Source organism: Frondihabitans sp. VKM Ac-2883 (genome assembly GCF_015350875.1).
Classification (GTDB): Bacteria; Actinomycetota; Actinomycetes; order Actinomycetales; family Microbacteriaceae; genus Frondihabitans.
The window spans coordinates 412028-431875 of sequence record NZ_JADKSF010000002.1; the positions used below are offsets into that span (position 1 = coordinate 412028).

Annotated in this window: 18 protein-coding genes; 10 read left to right on the plus strand and 8 right to left on the minus strand. The window is 68.3% G+C overall.

Annotated elements, in window-relative coordinates; genetic code table 11:
• Positions 1-154: 154 nt before the first annotated feature.
• Both ITJ49_RS05530 and serS read right to left on the minus strand, forming a co-directional pair.
• Entirely contained in the window at positions 155-991 is an 837-nt protein-coding gene (locus tag ITJ49_RS05530; RefSeq protein WP_370544382.1) for an HAD family hydrolase, read from the minus strand.
• A gap of 35 nt (positions 992-1026) precedes the next feature.
• Positions 1027-2292: a serine--tRNA ligase gene (gene serS, locus ITJ49_RS05535; RefSeq protein WP_194602471.1), complete on the minus strand. Its 1266-nt coding sequence runs from the start codon at positions 2290-2292 to the stop codon at positions 1027-1029.
• Between the two features lie 128 nt (positions 2293-2420).
• Here serS and ITJ49_RS05540 point away from each other — a divergent pair, with 128 nt between their 5' ends.
• Entirely contained in the window at positions 2421-3437 is a 1017-nt protein-coding gene (locus tag ITJ49_RS05540) for a diacylglycerol kinase family protein (RefSeq protein WP_194602473.1), read from the plus strand.
• 126 nt (positions 3438-3563) lie between these two features.
• Here ITJ49_RS05540 and pheA read toward each other — a convergent pair whose 3' ends face one another.
• Positions 3564-4550: a prephenate dehydratase gene (gene pheA, locus ITJ49_RS05545; protein ID WP_194602474.1), complete on the minus strand. Its 987-nt coding sequence runs from the start codon at positions 4548-4550 to the stop codon at positions 3564-3566.
• 131 nt (positions 4551-4681) lie between these two features.
• Between pheA and pgm the strand changes: the two genes are divergently transcribed.
• On the plus strand, positions 4682-6301 hold the full coding sequence (gene pgm, locus ITJ49_RS05550; protein WP_194602475.1) for a phosphoglucomutase (alpha-D-glucose-1,6-bisphosphate-dependent): 1620 nt from the start codon (positions 4682-4684) through the stop codon (positions 6299-6301).
• A 306-nt stretch (positions 6302-6607) separates the two neighbouring features.
• On the opposite strand, the gene ITJ49_RS05555 is transcribed toward pgm, so the two are convergent.
• From ITJ49_RS05555 to ITJ49_RS05570, 4 genes are all read right to left on the minus strand, one after another.
• Positions 6608-6916, minus strand: coding sequence for a hypothetical protein (locus ITJ49_RS05555; RefSeq protein ID WP_194602476.1), 309 nt, complete (start codon positions 6914-6916; stop codon positions 6608-6610).
• Between the two features lie 177 nt (positions 6917-7093).
• Complete coding sequence (locus ITJ49_RS05560; RefSeq protein WP_370275157.1) at positions 7094-8803, minus strand: FAD-binding oxidoreductase; 1710 nt, start codon at positions 8801-8803, stop codon at positions 7094-7096.
• The gene (locus ITJ49_RS05565; protein WP_228514068.1) at positions 8800-9702 is read right to left on the minus strand and encodes a lysophospholipid acyltransferase family protein; all 903 of its coding nucleotides are present in this window, start codon (positions 9700-9702) and stop codon (positions 8800-8802) included. Before ITJ49_RS05565 ends, ITJ49_RS05560 begins: the two co-directional genes overlap by 4 nt.
• Positions 9699-10478, minus strand: coding sequence for an SDR family oxidoreductase (locus ITJ49_RS05570; protein WP_194602478.1), 780 nt, complete (start codon positions 10476-10478; stop codon positions 9699-9701). The genes ITJ49_RS05565 and ITJ49_RS05570 overlap by 4 nt, the downstream gene beginning before the upstream one ends.
• A 77-nt stretch (positions 10479-10555) precedes the next feature.
• Here ITJ49_RS05570 and ITJ49_RS05575 point away from each other — a divergent pair, with 77 nt between their 5' ends.
• From ITJ49_RS05575 to ITJ49_RS05610, 8 genes are all read left to right on the plus strand, one after another.
• Entirely contained in the window at positions 10556-11377 is an 822-nt protein-coding gene (locus tag ITJ49_RS05575; RefSeq protein ID WP_055960884.1) for a hypothetical protein, read from the plus strand.
• Positions 11374-13692 (plus strand): HAD-IB family hydrolase, encoded by a 2319-nt coding sequence (locus ITJ49_RS05580; RefSeq protein WP_194602481.1) that lies wholly within the window; start codon positions 11374-11376, stop codon positions 13690-13692. The genes ITJ49_RS05575 and ITJ49_RS05580 overlap by 4 nt, the downstream gene beginning before the upstream one ends.
• 47 nt (positions 13693-13739) lie before the next feature.
• Positions 13740-14534 (plus strand): hypothetical protein, encoded by a 795-nt coding sequence (locus tag ITJ49_RS05585; protein WP_055960887.1) that lies wholly within the window; start codon positions 13740-13742, stop codon positions 14532-14534.
• A gap of 101 nt (positions 14535-14635) precedes the next feature.
• Complete coding sequence (locus tag ITJ49_RS05590; protein ID WP_194602484.1) at positions 14636-15427, plus strand: DUF4129 domain-containing protein; 792 nt, start codon at positions 14636-14638, stop codon at positions 15425-15427.
• Positions 15424-15918: a hypothetical protein gene (locus tag ITJ49_RS05595; protein WP_194602487.1), complete on the plus strand. Its 495-nt coding sequence runs from the start codon at positions 15424-15426 to the stop codon at positions 15916-15918. The genes ITJ49_RS05590 and ITJ49_RS05595 overlap by 4 nt, the downstream gene beginning before the upstream one ends.
• On the plus strand, positions 15915-16928 hold the full coding sequence (locus ITJ49_RS05600; RefSeq protein WP_370544383.1) for an AAA family ATPase: 1014 nt from the start codon (positions 15915-15917) through the stop codon (positions 16926-16928). Before ITJ49_RS05595 ends, ITJ49_RS05600 begins: the two co-directional genes overlap by 4 nt.
• Positions 16925-18253, plus strand: a complete 1329-nt coding sequence (locus ITJ49_RS05605; RefSeq protein WP_194602490.1) for a DUF58 domain-containing protein — start codon at positions 16925-16927, stop codon at positions 18251-18253. The genes ITJ49_RS05600 and ITJ49_RS05605 overlap by 4 nt, the downstream gene beginning before the upstream one ends.
• Entirely contained in the window at positions 18250-18798 is a 549-nt protein-coding gene (locus ITJ49_RS05610; protein WP_194602493.1) for a hypothetical protein, read from the plus strand. Before ITJ49_RS05605 ends, ITJ49_RS05610 begins: the two co-directional genes overlap by 4 nt.
• Before the next feature lie 121 nt (positions 18799-18919).
• Here the strand turns inward: ITJ49_RS05610 and ITJ49_RS05615 are convergent, their stop codons facing one another.
• Positions 18920-19807, minus strand: a complete 888-nt coding sequence (locus ITJ49_RS05615) for an amidase domain-containing protein (protein WP_194602496.1) — start codon at positions 19805-19807, stop codon at positions 18920-18922.
• Between the last annotated feature and the right edge of the window lie 41 nt (positions 19808-19848).

Below are 19848 nucleotides of genomic sequence, written 5' to 3' on the forward strand. Positions count from 1 at the left end.
GATCTTATCCGACGTGCCCGCTGCTCCCTTCAAGAGGACCAGTGTTCGGCCCAGGAGGAGATCGCAGCAGGTCTGACCTTGCAGGCAGGAAGACACGGCCGCGACGTTCCTTTTGACAGGAGCACCTCACCGCGGGGCCTTTCGAAAGGACCGACTAGCGCAGGGTGGCAAGCGCCGACGCGAGACCGTCGTCGACGTCGCTGCCCGTGCGCTCGGAGGCCACGGCGAGCACGTCGTCGGGTGCTTGGCCCATGGCGACACCGCGGCCGGCACGGGAGGCCCAGGTGAGCATGTCGATGTCGTTGCGGCCGTCACCGACCGCCATGACGCGCTCGGCCGGGATGTCGAGCCAGGTGCGCACACGCTCGAGCGCGGTCGCCTTGGTGACGCCGAAGGGCGCGATGTCGAGCCAGGCAGTCCACCCGACGTTGTAGCTGACCTTGTGAAGGCCCATGCTCTCGACTATCTCGAGAAAGTCGTCGAGGCTGTGAGACGGCGACATCACGACGACACGGGTTGCCGCTACGCCGCAGAGCTCAGCGAACGTGGCCTCGCGGCTGGTCGGGGTGAGGGCGATCTCGGGGAACGCGCCAAGGTAGAGCATGTTGCCGTGGGCGTCTTCGACGGCATAGCCCGCACCTTCGAGTCGACCGTCGATGGTGGTCAACACCTCGGTCGGGTCGAACTCCTCGACAAAGACGGTCTTGTAACCGTCGGAAGAGGTGTCGTCGCGCCCCAGGGTCATGGCACCGTTCGAGCAGACGACGAAGTCGGAGTCGAATCCGAGACGCTCGATCACGGGCAGGGTCATTGCGACGGAGCGCCCTGTGGCGATCATCACTTCGTGCCCGTCGAGCCGGAGACGCGTGATCTCGTCGGCCACCGCATCGCTGATCTGCCCGCCCTCGGTCATGATCGTGCCGTCGACGTCGAGTGCGACCAGCCAGGCATCGTCACGACGCGGCCGAGGAGCTGGTGAAATAGTGGGCACGGAGAACGAAAGCTGGGGCTCTGACGAATCGTGGCTCACGCGACCGGCTCCAAGACTTCGAGACCGCCCAGGTAGGGCTGCAGCGCTGCCGGCACGACGACCGACCCGTCTTTCTGCTGGTGCGTCTCGAGGATCGCCACCATCCATCGGGTCGTCGCCAGAGTGCCATTGAGCGTCGACACCGGAGCCGTCTTGCCCGACTCCGTGCGGTAGCGCGTGTCGAGGCGTCGCGCCTGGAATGTCGTGCAGTTCGAAGTCGAGGTCAGCTCGCGGTACGTGCCCTGCGTGGGCACCCAGGCCTCGATGTCGAACTTGCGGGCGGCACTCGACCCGAGGTCGCCGGCAGCGACGTCGATCACTCGGTAGCTGAGCTCGCAGGCCTGCAGCATCTGCTCTTGGAACGACACCAAGCGCTCGTGCTCGGCCTCCGCCTGATCGGGGTGGATGTAGCTGAACATCTCGAGCTTGTTGAACTGGTGAACCCGCAGGATCCCGCGGTTGTCTTTGCCAGCAGCACCGGCCTCGCGCCGGTAGCAGGTCGACCACCCGGCGTACCGGATCGGCCCGTTCGAGACGTCGAGGATCTCGTCGGCGTGATAACCGGCGAGAGCCACCTCGCTGGTGCCCGTCAGATAGAGGTCGTCGGCGGGCAGGTAGTAGATCTCGTCGGCGTGCGAACCGAGGAACCCGGTGCCCGCCATGACCTCGGGCCGCACCAGCGTGGGTGTGATGAGGGGGGTGAAGTCTTCGGCGATGGCCTTGTCGAGGGCCATGTGCATGAGGCCGATCTCGAGGCGGGCGCCCACGCCGCGCAGGAAGTAGAAGCGCGACCCCGACACCTTGGTGCCGCGCTTGATGTCGATCGCGCCGAGCTTCTCGCCGAGGTCGGCGTGGTCGAGCGGCTCGAAGTCGAAGGCCTTCGGTTCGCCGTGAGTGCGGAGCGTGACGAAGTTCTCTTCGCCCCCGGCAGGAACACCCTCGATGATCGGATTGGCGACCCCGCGCATCGCGACGTCGAACGCCTCGTCGGCCGCGGTCGAGGCCGCCTGGGCCTCCTTGACGCGCGCAGCCAACTTCTGCGCTTCGGCGACGAGCTCTTTCTTCTCCTCCTTGGGCGCCTTCGCAACCGTCTTGCCGAAAGCGTTCTGCTCGGCGCGGAGGTCTTCGTAGACGGCGATCGCGGCCCGACGCGCGACGTCGGCGGCGAGCGCGACGTCGACGGCCTCGGTGGAGTCGCCGCGGGCGAGCTGGCTCTGCTTGATGCGGTCGGGGGCGTCGCGGAGGAGCTGGGGATCGATCACCCAGTCAGTCTAAGGAGTCCTCGCCCGGCGTCGAGGCGGAGACGATCGACCTGTGGACAAGTCGTGGTCTTGGCCGCTGTTAACACCCCCGCCACACGACGGAGGCGCCCGTCGAATACGGTTGTGCCATGAGCCACCCATCCCCCGCCACCGCTGAAAGGGATGACGAGATGCACCCGGCCTCGCCCCGACCGGTCGCCGCAGTCGTGTACAACCCCGTCAAGGTGTCGCTCGCCGACATCAAGAAGTCGGTGCGCCGTCACCAGCAGAAAGCCGGCTGGGGCGAAACCCTCTATTACGAGACCTCGATCGACGACCCGGGCGGCGGCATCACGCGCCAGGCGGTCGAGGCCGGCGCCGACATGGTGATAGCGGCGGGCGGAGACGGCACGGTGCGCTGTGTCGCCGAGGCGCTCCGCGGATCCTCGACGGCTTTGGGGTTGCTCCCCTCGGGCACCGGCAACCTGCTGGCGCGCAATCTCAAGCTCAGTCTCGACCACCTCGACAACGCGATCTCGACTGCGTTCAACGGCGTCGAACGCCAGATCGACCTCGGGGTCGTCGACATCGAGAATCCCGATGGCACGCGCGACCGCTCCTGCTTCGTCGTGATGGCCGGTCTCGGGCTCGACGCGCAGATGCTGGCGAACACGAACGACAAGCTCAAGGCGCGCGTCGGCTGGCTGGCCTACGTCGACGCCATCGCGAAAAGCCTCCGCGACAACAACTCCATCTCGATCCGCTACGACCTCGACGGACTCGGCCGGAAGACGATGAAGACCCACACGATCATCATCGGCAACTGCGGGCTGCTGCCCGGCAACCTGATGCTGCTCCCCGACGCGGCCGTGGACGACGGCGTGTTCGACATCGTGGCGCTCCGCCCCGAGCGCAAGATCGACTGGGTCGGCATCTGGCTCAAGATCGTCTGGGAGAACGGGATCCTGCGGCGCTCGCGAGCGGGTCGCCAGATCATGCGTCTCGCGCCCGACCTCAAGACGGTCCGCTATATGAAGGGCTCCGAGATCGTCGTGCGACTCGACTCCCCGCAGGATTTCGAGCTCGACGGCGACTCCCACGGCATGGCGGTGGCGATCCGCGCGTGGATCGACCCGCTGGCGTTGCGGGTGCGCGTCCCGGCGTAGGGCTCCTCGGCGCGGAGCCGCGGCGTGATCCGACGCGGATCGGCCGAAGCGTCCTGGCGCGCCGGGTCACTATGGCCGAATCGCGTCGCGTCGCGTCGCTTCGCTTCGCATCGCCGAATGCGGCGACTAGAGCTGCTCCGGCTCCCCCGCCACGAGACCGCGCAGCCAGTCGCGCGCCTCGACGAACGCCTGGTTGTCGTACCGCGGCGTGACCGTCACCTCACGTCGATCAGCCCGCGGATACGAGCCGAGGAAGATGACGTTCGGGCTGAACCGCTTGAGCCCGAGCAGCGCGTCGGCGACCCGCTCGTCGAGGATGTGCCCGTCGAGGTCGATCACGAATCGGTAGCGGCCAAGGGCGTCTCCGATGGGGCGAGACTCGAGCAGGCTCATGTTGATGCCGCGCGTCGCGAACTGCTCCAGCATGTCGAGCAGACCTCCGGCTCGGTCGTCGGGGAGCTCCGCGATGATCGACGTCTTGTCGGAGCCGGTGGCCGGCGGCACAGCCGACACGCGCCCCACGAGCACGAAGCGGGTGACGGCATTCGGGTTGTCGCCGATCCCGTCGGCGAGCACCTCGAGCGGGTAGTGCTCGATGATTCCGGGTGGGGCGATGGCCGCGTCGGCCAGGCCGCCGACGACTTCGCCGGCGCCGACCGGTGGCAGCAGGGCGGCGGCGGCCGCGACGTTCGAGGTGGCCGGCAGGTGACCGTGGTCGGGCAGCGCCTTCTCGAGCCACAGCCGGGTCTGCGCGTAGGCGACCGGATGCGCGTTGACGACCTTGACGTCGTCCAGCCTTGTGCCGGGTCGGGCCACGAGCACGAAGTCGACTTTGACGAGATACTCCCCGACGATCCGCAGGCCCGGAACGTTGGCCAGGGCATCCTGCGTCGCGCTAACCCCTCCGTCGATCGAATTCTCGATCGCGATCATTGCCGCGACGCTGCGCCCCGCGACCACGTCGGCCAGAGCCTCGCCCACGTTGTTGACGCTCCGCCAGTTCTTGCCCCGCGCCTCCGGAACCTGCTTCAGCGCCGCCTCCGTGAAGGTGCCGGCCGGGCCCAGGTAGCTGTAAGTCTCGAGCGGGTCGGGGGCGTGGTCGATCGCTGACATGGCTCAGAGCCTAGGGCAGGGCGACGAGCCCACGGATCCTTGTCTCCCCAGCAAAGACAGACACGAGGATCCGCCGCCCCACCTGTGGACAACCACGACACACGTCTGCCGTCAGTGCCACTATTGCTCACATGACCGATCGCGCCGGCACCTACGCCACCCCCGAAGACCTCATCAACCCCGAGGCCGTCTCGGCTGCCTATTACGAGCTGATCCCCGACGTGTCCGATCCCTCGCAGAAGGTCGTGTTCGGCACGTCCGGTCACCGCGGCTCGTCGCTCGACGCCGCGTTCAACGAGGCTCACATCGCCGCCATCACGCAGGCGATCGTCGAGTACCGCACGGCACAGGGCATCACCGGGCCGCTGTTCATCGGCCGCGACACGCACGCGCTCTCGGGCCCCGCCGAGCGCACAGCGCTCGAGGTGCTCGCCGGCAACGGGGTCACCGTGCTCGCCGACGCCGAGGGCGGCTATGTGCCGACGCCGGTCATCAGCCACGCGATCCTCGTCTATAACAACGACCCCGAGCACACCGATCAGGCCGACGGTATCGTCGTCACGCCGAGCCACAACCCGCCTCGCGACGGTGGCTTCAAGTACAACCCGCCGCACGGCGGCCCGGCCGACAGCGACGCGACGTCGTGGATCGCGAATCGGGCCAACGAGATCATCGCCGGCGGCAACGTCGAGGTGAAGAAGAGCATGGTGAGCCCCGGGCGCCACGACTTCCTGCGCGGGTATGTGATCGACCTCGCCAACGTGATCGACTTCGAGGCGATCAAGAAGGCTGGCATCCGCATCGGCGCCGACCCGCTCGGTGGTGCGAGCGTCGAGTACTGGGCCGCGATCCGCGACGCGTACGACCTCGACCTCACCGTGATGAACCCCGGAGTCGACCCGACCTGGCGCTTCATGACCCTCGACTGGGACGAGAAGATCCGGATGGATCCGTCGAGCGCTTCCGTCATGGCGAGCGTCGTCGAGCGCAAGGGCGAATTCGACATCGTCACCGGCAACGACGCCGACGCCGATCGCCACGGCATCGTCACGCCCGACGAGGGGCTGATGAACCCCAACCACTACCTGGCCGTCGCCATCGACTACCTCTACAGCCACCGTCCCGACTGGCGCGCCGACGCCGCAATCGGCAAGACGCTCGTCTCGTCGTCGATCATCGACAAGGTCGCCGACTCCCTCGGCCGACGCCTCTGGGAGGTGCCGGTCGGCTTCAAGTGGTTCGTGCCCGGTCTCGTCGACGGCAGCGTCGCGTTCGGCGGCGAGGAGAGCGCCGGGGCGTCGTTCCTCCGCCGCGACGGCTCGGTCTGGACCACCGACAAAGACGGCATCATCCTCGCCCTGCTCGCCAGCGAGATCCTGGCGGTGACCGGCAAGACGCCGTCGGTGCTCTACAAAGAGCTCACCGAGAAGTACGGAGACCCGGTCTACCAGCGCATCGACGCGGCCGCCTCGAAAGAGCAGAAGGCCCGACTCGGCAAGCTGAGCGGCGACGACATCACGGCGACCGAGCTCGCGGGCCACCCGATCATCGCGAAGCTCAGCGAAGCTCCCGGCAACGGTGCCGCGGTCGGCGGCCTCAAGGTCGTGACCGAGAAGGCGTGGTTCGCGGCTCGACCGTCGGGCACCGAAGACGTCTACAAGATCTACGCCGAGTCGTTCGAGGGTCCGGAGCACCTGAAGCGCGTGCAGGCCGAGGCGAAGGAGATCGTCGACGCGGCGCTCGGCGCCTAGTTCAGGGGCTGCCCGTCGGGCGGGTCCGCCGCCGCTCTAGCGGTGCTCCGCTCTGCCGTTCTGGCGGTGCGCCGAGTGCCGCCGAGTGCGCGCGCGGCGGCCAGCCGAGCTGCATTCGGCGGCACTCGGCGGTGCGGCGGGGCGGAGGCGCGCGAAATGGCCTTTATGCCGGGAATCTGCAGGCGGGAGCGGAGATCAGGCCGCCTCGCGCGGCTGACGCCGGGAGTGAGCGGGGGCGGGCCGGATCCTACGTTCCTTGAATGAAAGAAGCACCGGGCCCAGAAAACGGACTCCGGGAACCTCAGCTCAAAGAGCGTTCGGCTGCTGCGCCCACCAGGCGGTGATGGTCCCGGCGACCCCGCGGGCCTGCTGCTCACGCATCACCAGGCCGTAGTCGCTGTCGATCGCTCCGGCGATCTTGACCGCCAGCGCCCGATCGCGCACGCCATGGCCCAGCTCGATCAGGATCGGCCGCACCAGATCGTCGTACTCGCCGTCGGCGACGCGCGCCGGGCCGACGCCGATCGGATCCCACTGCCCGACGATCTCGGCCAGCTCGAGTTCGAGCGCCGTGAATCGGCTCCGGTCGGCGTTCGATCCACTGGCGGTGCGCATCCCGACAGTCTGCCGCATGCTAGACGGTGCGCCGCGACGGAACCCCTCGCGGGCATACACCAAACGGACTACCCGACCTGCCGCGGCAGGAGGGGTAGTCCGTCAGACGTGGTGCGGCGCAAAGGCGCCGAGCCGCAGCGGCGCGGCGACGCAGCGACGCAGCGACGCAGCCCCGAACTACTTGCCCGTCACCTTGCCCGGGTTGAAGTTGCGCTTCGGGTCGGCCGAGTCGAGCAGGCCCTGCATCAGCGCGAGGCCGGGCTGCGAGACGTCCTGGCCGAGCCACGGCGCGTGCTCGAGGCCGACACCGTGGTGGTGCGACACCGTGCCGCCCTCGGTAATGAAGGCGTCTTGGATCGCCTTCTTGACGATGTCGTACTGCTCGAGCGGCTGGTCGCCGTGCTCGAACGCGAACGTGAAGTAGAGGCACGCTCCCGAGTGGTACGAGTGCGACAGGTGCGCCATGATCAGGCCCTGCGCGCCGATCTTCTCGAACGCGCGGTTCGCCGCGGCGTAGACGCCGTTGTATAGCGGGAGCAGCTTCGACCAGGGTGCAGCGGTCTCGGACACGTCGGCTGCGCCGCCGTGGTCGAGGAAGAAGTCGCGGAGGTACGGGGTGTCGAACTTCTTCTGGTCGTAGAGCACGCCGGGGCCCTTGCCGACGCCGAAACCGCCGTGCTTCTTGACGATCTTCGCGACCAGCTTCTCGTTGCGGTCGACGTGCTCGTCGGAGCCCTCGTAGCCGATGAACGACAGACAGATCTTCGAGAGGTCCCAGCCCTTCAGCTTCATGAACTTCTGCACGCCCTGGTTGAGGAGAGACGAGATGCCCTTGCTGGCCTTCGACGTCGCGAGCGACATCTCGGTCTCGAACTCGTTCGACACACGCGTGATCGAAGGGTTCGCGTCGCTCTCGGCAATCGCCTGCATGGCTTGCAGACCGGCCTCCCAGGTGGGGAAGAAGTAGGCGAGGATCTCACGCTTCTCGGGGATGCGGTGCACCTGAACGGTGACCTCGGTAATGATGCCGAGGCGTCCTTCGGATCCGATGATCATCTCGCGAAGCGACGGGCCCGTCGATGCCGACGGGACGGCGCGGATCACGACGACGCCGTCGGGCCGCACCATGCGCAGGCCCTTGGTGATGTCGGCGATGTCGCCGAACTTATCGGACTGCATGCCCGAGGAGCGGGTCGCGACCCAGCCGCCGAGGGTCGAGTGGGTGAAGCTGTCGGGGAAGTGGCCGAGGGTCCAGCCCTTGGCGTTCAGCTGCTCTTCGATGGCCGGGCCCTGCGCTCCGGCCTGGATGCGCGCGATGCGTCCGTCGTCGTCGATGTCGAGCACGCGGTCGAGGCGCCCCATGTCGAGCGAGATGACGATGCGCTCTTCGGTGGGCATGGGCTCGAGCGAGCCGACGATGTTGCTGCCGCCGCCGAAGGGGATCAGGACGAGGTCGTGCTCGACGGCCGCGGTGACGATCTTGGCGATCTCCGACTCGGTGGCCGGATAGACGACGGCGTCGGGGGTGCGCGGGAACACGCCGTTGCGGATCCGGATCAGGTCGCGAATGCTCTTGCCGTAGGTGTGGACGACGCGCTCCATGTCGCCGAGCACGACGTGGCCTTCGCCGACGATCAGCGAGAGGGCGCTCGAGACGTCGGCGGTGATGCGCGAGGCGGGGATCTCGAGATCGTCGAAGGCCGGAACGGCGGTGATCTCATCGGAGTGCAGGTCGACGCCGACCATCTTCTTCACGAACGGAGCGAACGCGGGCTTGTCTTCGTGGTGGAAGGCGACCCCCTCGACACCCCAGCCCCACCACTTCATGTGCTTGACGTCGGGCCCCTCGTCGGGGGCGGACGTCTGGCGGGGTTTCAGGTCGGTCACGGGCGGACTCCTTTGGACGGATCGGACTGACCGAGGATATCGGCCGAGTACTGGTTTCGAATGCGAAGAATCTCGTCGCGGAGACGTGTCGAGAAAGCGATGGCGGTCTCGTCGGGCTCGGGGCGCATCGGATCCCCGAATGCGACGCCGACGGGGAGGCGGCCGGGGCGTGGCCAGTGCGCTCCGCGAGGGTGCGCGATGTTGGCCCCGATCAGGGCGAGAGGCACGATGGGCACGTCACAGGCTGCCGCGAGACGAGCGGCGCCCGGCTTGAACGATCCCATCTCGCCGTCTTTGGAGCGCGTGCCCTCGGGGAACACCAGCACCGGAAAGCCCCGCTGGAGCAACGAGACCGCACTCACGGAGGGGTTCTCTCGGGCGGGCTTGGCGCGCTTCTTCGAATCGCGACGGCCACCCCGCTGAATCGGGAACGCGTTGAAGAAGAGGGAGGTCAGGCCGCGACGCCACCAGACGTCGAAGAAGTAGTCGGCGGCCGCCCCGGTCGCGAGGTAGCGCGAGAGCTTGCGCGGCAGGGCACTCACGATGAGCGGCGCGTCGAGGTGGCTGGAGTGGTTCGCGATGAGCACGAAGCCACCCTCGAGACCGATCAGCCGCTCTCGCCCGATGACCGTCACGTCGGTGATCGACCAGATCGTCGGCTTCATCACCCAGCGCTGGGCCACGAAACGCACCGAGGCGTGCATGCGCGAATTGAACCGGTCGCGGACGTCTTCCGCCGCTTCGCCGAGACGACCGCGCACGTCGGCCGCGGTGTCGTTGACCCGGCCGGCCACCGCCCCGATCACCGAGGCCGCGGTCGGCTCCGACCCATCGGCGGTCTTCTCCTCGGGGAGGGCCTCAGGATCCGGGCGTTCGCCCTTCGACTCCTCCACGCTCATGCCTCCACCGGTTTCTTGCGGCCCGACGAGATCGCCGCCGAGACGCCTCGCACGGCGCTCTTCGGTGCGTGACGGAGCAACCCGACGAGCACTTTGTACCGAATGGTGGGTATGGAGATCGCTTTGCCCCTGTCGACGTCGCGCAGACACGCGGTGACCAGTTGTTCGGCGTCGAGCCAGAGGGAGTTTGGGATGCTCGACGTGCGAATGGCGGCGCGCTGATGGAATTCCGTCCGCACCCAGCCCGGCAGGACGGCGGTGACAGTGACGCCCGTCCCCTTCAGTTCGACGGCCAGCCCCTCCGAGAACGACGTGACCCACGCCTTGATCGCCGAGTAGGCCCCCATGGCGAGCAGGCCCGCCGTCGACGAGACGTTGACGATGCGGCCGTCTCCGCGATCGCGCATCGAGCGTGCCGCCGCGGCCGAAAGCACGAGCACTGCGCGGCACATGACCTCGAAACCGAGATCGAGACCCTCGACGTCGTGCGAGGTCAGCGGGATGTGCATGCCGAAACCGGCATTGTTCACCAGGAAATCGATCGGCCGGGCTGGATCCTCGAGCCGTGCCGCCACACGGTCGACGTCTGCGCGCTGCGAGAGGTCGGCCGGAAAGAGCTCGACGCTCACGCCGAGACCACGGAGGTCGTCAGCGGTCGACGCAAGCCTCGCCTCGTCTCGAGCGACGAGAACGAGGTCGTATCCCCTATGTGCGAGCTGGCGGGCAAATTCGGCTCCGATGCCGGACGTGCCCCCGGTCACGAGCGCTACAACCATGCCGCTTACGATACGGTGCCTACGGGGAGATTCGCGCATCGCTCCCGGCTCAGACCCCCTCCGGAGGCACACGTTTCATGACCGACAGCCCGAATTCCGAGGCGGCAGGCCCCTTCGACATCCGTGAATTCACACGGACGGCGCAGGGCAACTTCCGCGCCGACCTCGACCTCACCTCCTACGAGGCGCATCCCCTCGACGCCGAGACCCTCGAACTGGTCCGCTATCTGTCAAGGCTCGAGGCAGCGACCATGGAGCACCTGCGCAACCTTCTCGTCACGGCAACCCATAAAGACGCCCGCGTCACCGCGTTCCTCGTCACCTGGGCGTTCGAGAAGTTCTGGATGGCCGACGCCCTCGACGCCGTTCTCGGCGCGCACGGTCTCGATCGCACCCGCAACGTCGACGAGGGGCCTCCCCGCACGGGTGCCGACGAGGCGATCCAGCGCTCCGGTCCGATCCGACGCGCCATCGCCGCCGTCGGGCTCGGCGCTCCCATCGTGGCCACCCACATGACCCTCGGACTGGTCGACGAGTGGATTCTCCGCGCGGCATATGATCATCTCCGCGCGACGACCGACTCGCCCGCGCTCCGCGACACGATCGGCAGGATCCAGATCATCAAGCAACGACACGAGGCCTTCTTCGCAGACGAGACCGAGTGGCGCCTGAGCGACTCCAAGCGCGCCGCCCGTCAGACGCGCGCGGCTCTCGCGACCGCGGCCTGGCCCATCGGCGGGGTCGAGCGCGCCGCCGCCGACCGCGACCGGTTCGAGGCATTCGTCTTCTCAGGATCCGACGGCTCGGCTCGTGCGGACGACATCGGGCGCCGCGTCGCCTCTCTCCCCGGCATGGATGCGCGCATCGGCCAGACGACCGCAAAGAAGCTGACCCCGTGAGCGCACTCGACTTTCCCGATTTCTCGACGGACCTCGGATCCTCGCATGTGTTCCTCACCGGCGGGACCGGCTTCGTCGGTCAGGCAATCCTCGAGCGGCTCCTCGCGAGCCACCCGGGTACCAGGATCACCCTGCTCATCCGCACCAAGGGGAGCACCTCCGGCGTCGACCGTCTTCGTCACGTACTGCGGAAGCCCGTCTTCGCCACCTGGCGAGAGAGTGTCGGCCCCGACGGGGTCGAAGACGCGATCCAGAACCGGCTGAACGTGCTCGAGGGCGGTCTCGACGCCGTCCCCGAGCTGCCGGGCGACCTCGACGTCGTAATCCACTCCGCGTCGAGCGTCTCGTTCGACCCGCCCATCGACCAGGCCTTCGAGACGAACGTCGGCGGTGCCGTCGGCCTGTACGAGGCACTGATCGCCTCGGGCACCGACCCGCACGTAGTCCACGTCTCGACCGCCTACGTCGGCGGCCTCCGCAAGGGCATCTTCCCCGAGGCGTCGCTCACTCACGAGGTCGACTGGCGCACCGAGTTCGAGGCCGCCCGTGCCGCCCGCTCCCGTGTCGAGCTTTCGTCGCGCCAGCCGGAGGTGCTGCGCCGCTTCATCGCCGAAGCCCGGGCCAAGCACGGCAAAGAAGGCCCCCTCGCGGTGTCGCGCGAAGCCGAGGAGCGGCGCGTGGCCTGGGTCAAGGCGAAACTCGTCGACCACGGTCGCGCCCGCGCCGAGAGCCTCGGCTGGACCGACGTCTACACGCTCACGAAGGCCTTCGCCGAGCGCGCGGCCGAGCAGATGTGGGCGGCTCGCGGTCACCGCCTGTCGTTCGTGCGCCCGGCGATCGTCGAGAGCGCGCTCCGCCACCCGTACCCGGGCTGGATCGACGGCTTCAAGGTCGCCGACCCGCTGATCATGGCCTACGGCCGCGGCATGCTCCCCGAGTTCCCGGGCGTGCCTGACAGCGTCCTCGACGTGGTGCCGGTCGACTTCGTCGTCAACGTGATCGTCCTGGTCGCGTCCAACCCCGCGGCCGCTGGCGAGCCCCAGTTCTTCCACGTGTCGTCGGGCGCCAGCAATCCGCTGCCGATCCACCGGATGTTCACGAACCTCAGCATGTTCTTCACCGCCAACCCGCTGCCGACCGCCGATAGCGGCTCCATCGCGGCCGCGACCTGGCGCTTTCCGGGCGGGCGCAAGGTCGAGCGGGCGGTCCGACTCCAGGCACGTCTCAACGACGCGCGCGAATCGGTCTTTCTGCGACTGCCGTCGACCGATCGGACGCGGGAGGCCCTCGCCGGGGTCGATCGCCGCCGCGCCGACCTCGAGTCACTACAGAGCCTGACCGATCTCTACCGCCACTACATCCAGTCGGAGATCATCTTCGACGATCGCCGCACGAAGGCGCTTCAGGCCGCTCTCGTCGCCACCCGGCCGGCCGAAGTGTCGAACGACATCGGCTTCGACATGGCCGACATCCAGTGGGAGGACTACTTCCAGACCGTGCACTTCCCCGCGGTCACGACGATGACCCGGGCGTTCAGCGTTCGGCCCGCCTCGTCCGGCCCTGCGCTCGACCGCGAGCTGCCCCGACGCAAAGACGTCGTGGCGATCTTCGATCTCGAGGGCACTGTCGTCGACTCGAACATCGTCGAGCAGTATCTCTGGGTGCGCGGATCGGGCTTCGGCAAGGCGGCCTGGCCCGCCGAGGTGGCGAGTCTCCTCGCGTCGCTTCCCGGCTACCTTCGCGCCGAACAGCGCGATCGAGGCGAGTTCATTCGCGCGTTCCTCCGTCGGTACGAGGGCATGCCCGTGACCCGCCTCGAAGAGGTTGTGGCTCGTGGATACGCCCAGACGCTCCTCAAGCACACGATGCCGGAAGCTCTCGAGCGCATCGCCGCCCACCGTGCCGCCGGGCACCGCACTGTGCTCGTCACGGGCTCCATCGGAACACTCGTCTCGCCTCTCGCTCACCTGTTCGACGAGGTGGTCGCCGGGACGATGCATGCCCGTGACGGCATTTACACCGGATACCTTGCCCAGCCCCCGGTGGTCGACGAGGCGCGAGCAGCCTGGCTGCGCCAATATGCCGAGCGGAACGGTGTCGATCTTTCAGCTTCGTACGGTTACGGTGATAGTCACGCCGACCTCGTCTGGCTCGAAATGCTCGGAAATCCAAGCGCCGTCAACCCGGATTCCAATCTTTCTCGTGAAGCCCTCCGAAGAAAGTGGAGAATCCGCGATTGGAAGCGCGGGCCGATCCAGCTAACCTCGAGTCACCTGAGGTCAGCGGGAGAAATCCCTGCAGGCGGCACCGACTAGGCACACCCGAGAGGAGTGGAAGAGGCATATGCCTCTTCCGACATACGATGGCATTCGATATCGACAAGTACGCTGCAGGCTCTGAGCGCCTGGGCTGGGACGACCTCGATCTCGAGCACTTCCGCGAAAACCCCCTCTCGCCCGAGACGCTCCGCACCCTCCGCTACATGGCCGACGTCGAGTACCACACGGTCTGCTACACCCGCGATCTGCTGACCACCCCGTCGCACAAAGACGGCGAGATCTCGACGTTCATGACGATGTGGAACCGCGAGGAATTCTGGCACGGTGAGGCCCTGGGCGCCGTCCTGGCCGTCCACGGAATCACCGTCGACTACGACGCCCTCCGCGCCTCCCGCCTCAAGCTCGGCTGGCGTGACCGCCTCGACCCCATCAAGCAGTCCATGCTCGGCAAGATCGTCGGCAGCGACTTCGTGGCCGTCCACATGTCGTGGGGCGCCGCCAACGAGTGGTCTGCCGTGAGCGCCTACAAGCGCATGGCCGACCTCGAGACCGACCCCGTGCTGGGCGAGCTGCTGCGGCGCATCGCCAAGCAAGAGACGCGGCACGTCGCCTTCTACGTCTCGCAGGCTCGCGAGCGGCTCCTCAAGAGCAAGCGTGCTCAGAAGCTCACCCGCCTCCTCCTCTCGAAGTTCTGGGCCCCGGTGGGCTCGAGCATCATGGAGCGCGACGATGTCCAGTTCGTCTTCGGCCAGATCATGGGCGGCGTCGAGGGGCGCAAAGAGATGAAGAAGCTTGACAACAACATCGCAAGCCTCCCAGGCATGCAGGGCCTGACCATCTTCGAGAAGGCCCTCGACGGCCTCGGCGTGGCGGCGTAGCGCCTTCCTCCACGCAGGCGGTCTTTCCAGCGCGGACGAGTTGTCCACAGGTCTGACCTATGCCGCAGAGCCCCCGGCCGGAATCGACTAGCGTCGAATCCGTGCCCACCGACACCGAGCTACCCGAGAGCGACGCACGACCGCGTCCCGACTCGGGTGCGCGTCGGCTTCCGGTCGCGGGCATTCTCGCCGTCGTGCTCGGACTCCTCGTCGTTATCGGCAGCGCCTTCGGTGGCGAACTCCGATTCTCCGGCCCGCGTTGGAGCCTCGGGGCCTTCCCCTCCGCCACACCGCCCGCCCCTCCGTCGCAGCCGGCTGACAATCCCACGGCATCGCCTCCGGCGACCAGCGGAGGATCCCCGCCAGACCTCACTTGGCTCGTCGTCGTCGTGGCGTGCCTCGCCGCACTCGCCCTCGCGGTCGTGGTCATCCGGTGGTGGCGCTCCCGTCGCCGCGATCGGCCCGCCGCTACCGCCGCGTCGCTCGACGAGCTGAGCGACCCCTCACCCCTCGCCGACGACCCGTCGATCGAGACCAGCGCCCCCTATCTGCGCCGGGGCCTGCGCCTCGCCCTCGATCTCCTCGACGGCGATCGCGCGCCGAACGACGCCATCGTCGCCGCCTGGCTGGGCCTCCAGGAGGCCGCCGAAGACGCCGGCTACTCCCGCCTCGACTCCGAGACTCCGACCGAGTTCACCAGCCGGATCCTTCGCCTGACCGGGGTCGACGGGGAGTCCCTCGGCACGCTCCGACGCCTCTACCTTGCCGTGCGATTCGGAGACGCCGTCGCTTCGCCCGCCGACGTCGTCACCGCACGCCAAGCGCTCGTCGTCCTCGAGGCCCAATGGGCCGAACGTTCCCCCCACCCGACCGACGACGGCGGTCACGCGTGAGCTTCCGCCGAACCCTGATCCTCTCGTCCGTCGCGGCGCTCGTCGTGGGTGCCATCGTCTACTTCTTCGGCCTCGACGTCGTCGGTTCCGTGGTCGTCACCGTCGTCGCCCTCGGCGTCCTCCTCGTCATCGGCCTGACCTGGGAGTCGTTCGCCGGCGAGAACGCCGTGGCGTGGCCTCAACCGCCGATCCGCCGAACCCCGGGCGCGCGGCTCGACGTCGAAGAGCTCAGCTGGTCGATGAAGACCCGCGGCGGCGTCCAAGACCGCACCGTCGCGAGGGCCCGAGAGGCGGCCCGGCATCGACTGCTCTTTCTCTACGGCCTCGATCTTCTCGATCCGGGCGACCGACCCGAGATCGAGAAGATCCTGGCACCCGGCGTCGTGCGCACACTCCTGATGCCGCGCGCCACGAATCTCGACCTGATCTCCTTCACCCGCCTCCTGAATGCCATCGAGGCACTCGGGTCGCCTACCGAGAGGCACACGTGACCACCTCCGCCCCCGCATCCCTCTCCATCGCCGAGGTCGCCTCGCTCAGCAGGCGAGTGCTCGACGAGGTCGGCGAGCTCGTCGTCGGTATGCGCGAGCCGCTCGAGCTCGCGTTCGCCAGCATCCTCGCGGGTGGCCACGTTCTCTTCGAAGACGTCCCCGGGCTCGGCAAGACCCTGGCAGCGCGGAGCATCGCGCAGGCGACCGGTCTCGACTTCCGTCGTCTCCAGTGCACGCCCGACCTTCTCCCCGCCGACATCACCGGCTCGTTCCTCTACGCCCCCGCCACGTCGGAGTTCGTCTTTCGCCCGGGCCCGGTCTTCACGGGCCTGTTCCTCGCCGACGAGATCAACCGCACCTCCCCGAAGACGCAGTCCGCCCTACTCGAAGCGATGGCCGAGGGTCAGGTGACGGTCGAAGGCCAGAGCTTCCCGCTCCCCCATCCGTTCCACGTCATCGCAACCTCCAACCCCATCGAGTACGAGGGCACCTACGCCCTGCCCGAGGCGCAGCTCGACCGGTTCATGGTGCGCCTCTCGGTCGGCTACCCGAGCCGCGAAGGCGAGCAGAAAGTCCTCCTCAGCCGTGTAGCGCGACGCCGCGAAGTCGGGCGGATCGAGGCGGTCATCGACCCCGAAACGCTCCTCGCCATGCAGGCCACGGTCGAGGGCGTGCACGTCGATCCCGACATCGCCCTCTACTGCGTCGACCTCGCCACCGCGACCCGCGAGAACCGCGACATCCAAGTCGGCGCCTCCCCTCGCGGCGCCCAGGGTCTCATGCTCGTCGGCCGAGCTCGCGCGGTGATGGACGGCCGCGATTTCGTCACGCCCGAAGACATCAAGGCGGCTGCCATCCCTGTCCTCGCGCACCGAGTGTCGCTCACCCCCCAGGCCTGGGCCAACGGCGTCGACGCCGCCCAGGTCATCGGCTCGATCGTCTCGCGGATCGCCGGGCCTCCGGCCGTGGGCCGGGCAAACGACCCCGTCGACTCCTCGACTCCTCGATGAGCGAGGCCCTACCAGGCGGGCACGCCGACCGCACCTCACTGCGGCCAAGCTGGTCGCTCAATCCCGCGGTCGGGTACGCCGCCGCTGCCGCCGCGCTCCTGGCAGGCCTCGCCCTCGTCACCTCCCGCCCCGAGTTCGCCCTGATCGCCCTCCCGCTCTTCGCCATCGTCGCGTTCGGGGTCGAGCGGAGGCCACGCCGCTCCGACGTCGTGACAACCACCACACGACTGGCGCCCGACACGGATGCCACCGGTGTCGGCTACGACACCCGATTCGACCTCTCCGCCGATGTCGACGCCCTCGCCGTCGTCCTCGCCACCGCCGACGGAACGACGCACCGATTCGCCGTCACCCCCGAAACCGCGAGGCGCCTCATCGGAAAAGTGGCGGTCACGCACTCCGGGCCGCAAGAGATCCTGCGGCTGCACTACTCGGCGCTGGGCGCCGCCGGCGCCGCCTTCACCTCACCCGACGCGGGCCCCGCGAGCTCCCGTCTGGTGCCACCGCCGCGGCTCCCCATCGACAGCCTTCCGTTGCCCCACCGAGTGGTGGGCATCACCGGCGCGCACGACTCCGCGACGCCGGGCGACGGCGGCGAGTTCCGCGATGTCGCGCTCTTCGCACCGGGCGATCGGCTCCGGCGAATCGACTGGAAGGTCACCGCCCGGAGGGCGCAGCTCCCCGGCGACCTCTACGTCCGCCGGACGTTCTCGACGGCTGATGCGATCGTCATGCTCGTCATCGACGACCGAGACGAGGTGAGCGCCGACATCTCTCGATGGTCCGGATCCAAAGGGCCCCTGACCTCCACGACGTCTCTCGACCTCGCTCGCGAAGCGGCGGCCTCACTGGCTTCTGCCTACCTCGCGGCGGGCGATCGGGTCGGGTTGCGCGACCTCGCCGGCACGGCACGCTCGGTTGAGCCCGGAGGCGGTACGCGGCACCTGCAGCGTCTCCAGACCACGATCGCCACCGCTGCTCCGACCGGGCGGCCCGTGAAGACGACCCGCACGCCCATCGTTCCCGCCTCGGCACTCGTGGTCGTGATCTCGTCGTTCCTCGACGACCTCGCAGGCACCATGGCGGTGACCTGGGCCTCGACAGGCCATCGCGTTCTCGCCATCGACACGCTGCCCCAGGTCGATGTAACCGCCGCAAGCCGCGAGGAGCGCACGGCGTTCCAGCTCCTGATGCTCGAACGCACCAGTCGTCTCGACGGCATGACAGCCTCCGGCGTCGAGCCCGTCCGCTGGGATGCCGCTCCCGGCTCCGCCGTGCCAGCCGTGCGATTGCGCGCCCTCACCCGCCCGCGGCGGATCCGATGAGCGACACGAACCGGGGCCCCGCGACGCCCACGAGCTTTCCCGGCATCGGCCCGACGGTTCCCGCCCTCGCCCTCTCCGCGCTGACGTTCATCGCCGGAGCGGGCGCCGGCTTCCTCGTGCTCGGGGTGAGCGGCTGGCTCGTGGTGGCACTGCTGCTTGCGCTCGGTGCAGCGGCCGTGCCCCGCGGCCCCTTCGCCGCGATACTGATCGTGCTGCTCGCGGTCGCATTGGTGGCGGGCGGTCGGCCCGGCTACGCGCCACCGCTGATCGGGCTGGTGGCAGCGGGGCACCTGCTGGTCGCTGTCGGATCCTTGTCTGCGTGGCTCCCGCGCCGGGCCTCAGTGCAGCTCGCTGTGCTGCGGCGCCCGCTGCTCCGCTATCTGGTCGTGCAGGTGGCAGCGCAGATCGTCGCCTTCGCTGTGCTCGCGCTCATCCGCCCGGCCGGCGCTGAGGCGGGCTCGGTGTGGCTCGGGCTCGTCGGCGCGATCGCCGCACTCGCTCTCGCGGCCGTCGTAGCGCCCCTGCTGCTGCGGCCTGCGCGCTGACGGCCGCTCGCGAGGTCCGTCTCGGCGGGCGAGGCACCCCCGGTTGGCCAGATAACCCCCCGATGCCGGGCCCGATCTGGCCGAACGGGGGTGCGTCACGACACGTGACCTACGCACCCGACTAGAGCGAGGCGGGCACCTTGTAGAACCAGACCTTCGCGCCCGGGTGATCTTTCGTGATCGCCGTGTCGAGGTCACGGTAGTCGTAGTCGAGGTTGTGCCCGACGAGCGAGATCTTCGAGCCGTCGATGGCGGAGACGATCATCACGTGGTCAGGAACGTCGTTGTTGTTCCAGTCGAAGTACGCGAGATCGCCGACCGAGAGTTGAGAACGCTGATCGGCCGTGAGCGGGGTGAACCCGAGCGAGGGGTTGGCCTTGAGGTAGTTGTCGAATGCGGGTGCGTACCCCCACGTCTCGCTGTGACCCGACGAGTTGTAGTGCCAGGAGTCGTTCTGCGCGAGGCCCCGGGCATCGAGCGCCTGGCTGACGAAGTTCTGGCAGTCGCCGCCGACCGAGTTGAAGTCGAGGTACGAGGCGTTGTAGGTCGGGGCGTTCCAGTGCGCGAACGCGTACTGCATCTCGCGGTCGACGCCCGACGAGACCTTCCAGGTGTACGACGCGGTGGCGGCGGCACCGACGGGCTTCGACCCCGCGTACGCGACGACGTCGCCACTCGCCGGCTGGTAGTCGACCGATCGCGGAACGACCGCGGTCACCTTGGAGTCGCTGACGACCTTCACGTCGGTCGCGTCTTGCGTGCCGATCTTGACGCGATCGACGGCACCGAGGTTCGACCCCGTGAGAGTTATCGTGGTGCCGCCCGTGACTCCGCCCACGACGGGCGAGACCTTCGAGACGGCGGCGGCTGCCGGTGTGGCGGACGCCCTGGGGGTGCCCTGGCCGAGGGTGGCGGGTGCGCTCACTCCGTTCGACCCGGCCGTGCAGCCGGCGAGGAGTGACACGGCGACCACCGTCACGATCAGGGTGGGGGCGATCCTTCTCGGCATGCAGCAGACTCCACTCGTTTCAACGCCGTTCGGCAGGCGCC

Bases quoted from the DNA above. Each gene is read 5' to 3' on its own strand.
- ITJ49_RS05570 (WP_194602478.1), bottom strand. From the start codon at position 10,478: ATGGTTGTAGCGCTCGTGACCGGGGGCACGTCCGGCATCGGAGCCGAA.
- ITJ49_RS05540 (WP_194602473.1), top strand. From the start codon at position 2,421: ATGAGCCACCCATCCCCCGCCACCGCTGAAAGGGATGACGAGATGCAC.
- ITJ49_RS05565 (WP_228514068.1), bottom strand. From the start codon at position 9,702: ATGAGCGTGGAGGAGTCGAAGGGCGAACGCCCGGATCCTGAGGCCCTC.
- ITJ49_RS05610 (WP_194602493.1), top strand. From the start codon at position 18,250: ATGAGCGACACGAACCGGGGCCCCGCGACGCCCACGAGCTTTCCCGGC.
- ITJ49_RS05555 (WP_194602476.1), bottom strand. From the start codon at position 6,916: ATGCGCACCGCCAGTGGATCGAACGCCGACCGGAGCCGATTCACGGCG.
- ITJ49_RS05585 (WP_055960887.1), top strand. From the start codon at position 13,740: ATGGCATTCGATATCGACAAGTACGCTGCAGGCTCTGAGCGCCTGGGC.
- pheA (WP_194602474.1), bottom strand. From the start codon at position 4,550: ATGTCAGCGATCGACCACGCCCCCGACCCGCTCGAGACTTACAGCTAC.
- ITJ49_RS05605 (WP_194602490.1), top strand. From the start codon at position 16,925: ATGAGCGAGGCCCTACCAGGCGGGCACGCCGACCGCACCTCACTGCGG.
- pgm (WP_194602475.1), top strand. From the start codon at position 4,682: ATGACCGATCGCGCCGGCACCTACGCCACCCCCGAAGACCTCATCAAC.
- ITJ49_RS05615 (WP_194602496.1), bottom strand. From the start codon at position 19,807: ATGCCGAGAAGGATCGCCCCCACCCTGATCGTGACGGTGGTCGCCGTG.
- ITJ49_RS05575 (WP_055960884.1), top strand. From the start codon at position 10,556: ATGACCGACAGCCCGAATTCCGAGGCGGCAGGCCCCTTCGACATCCGT.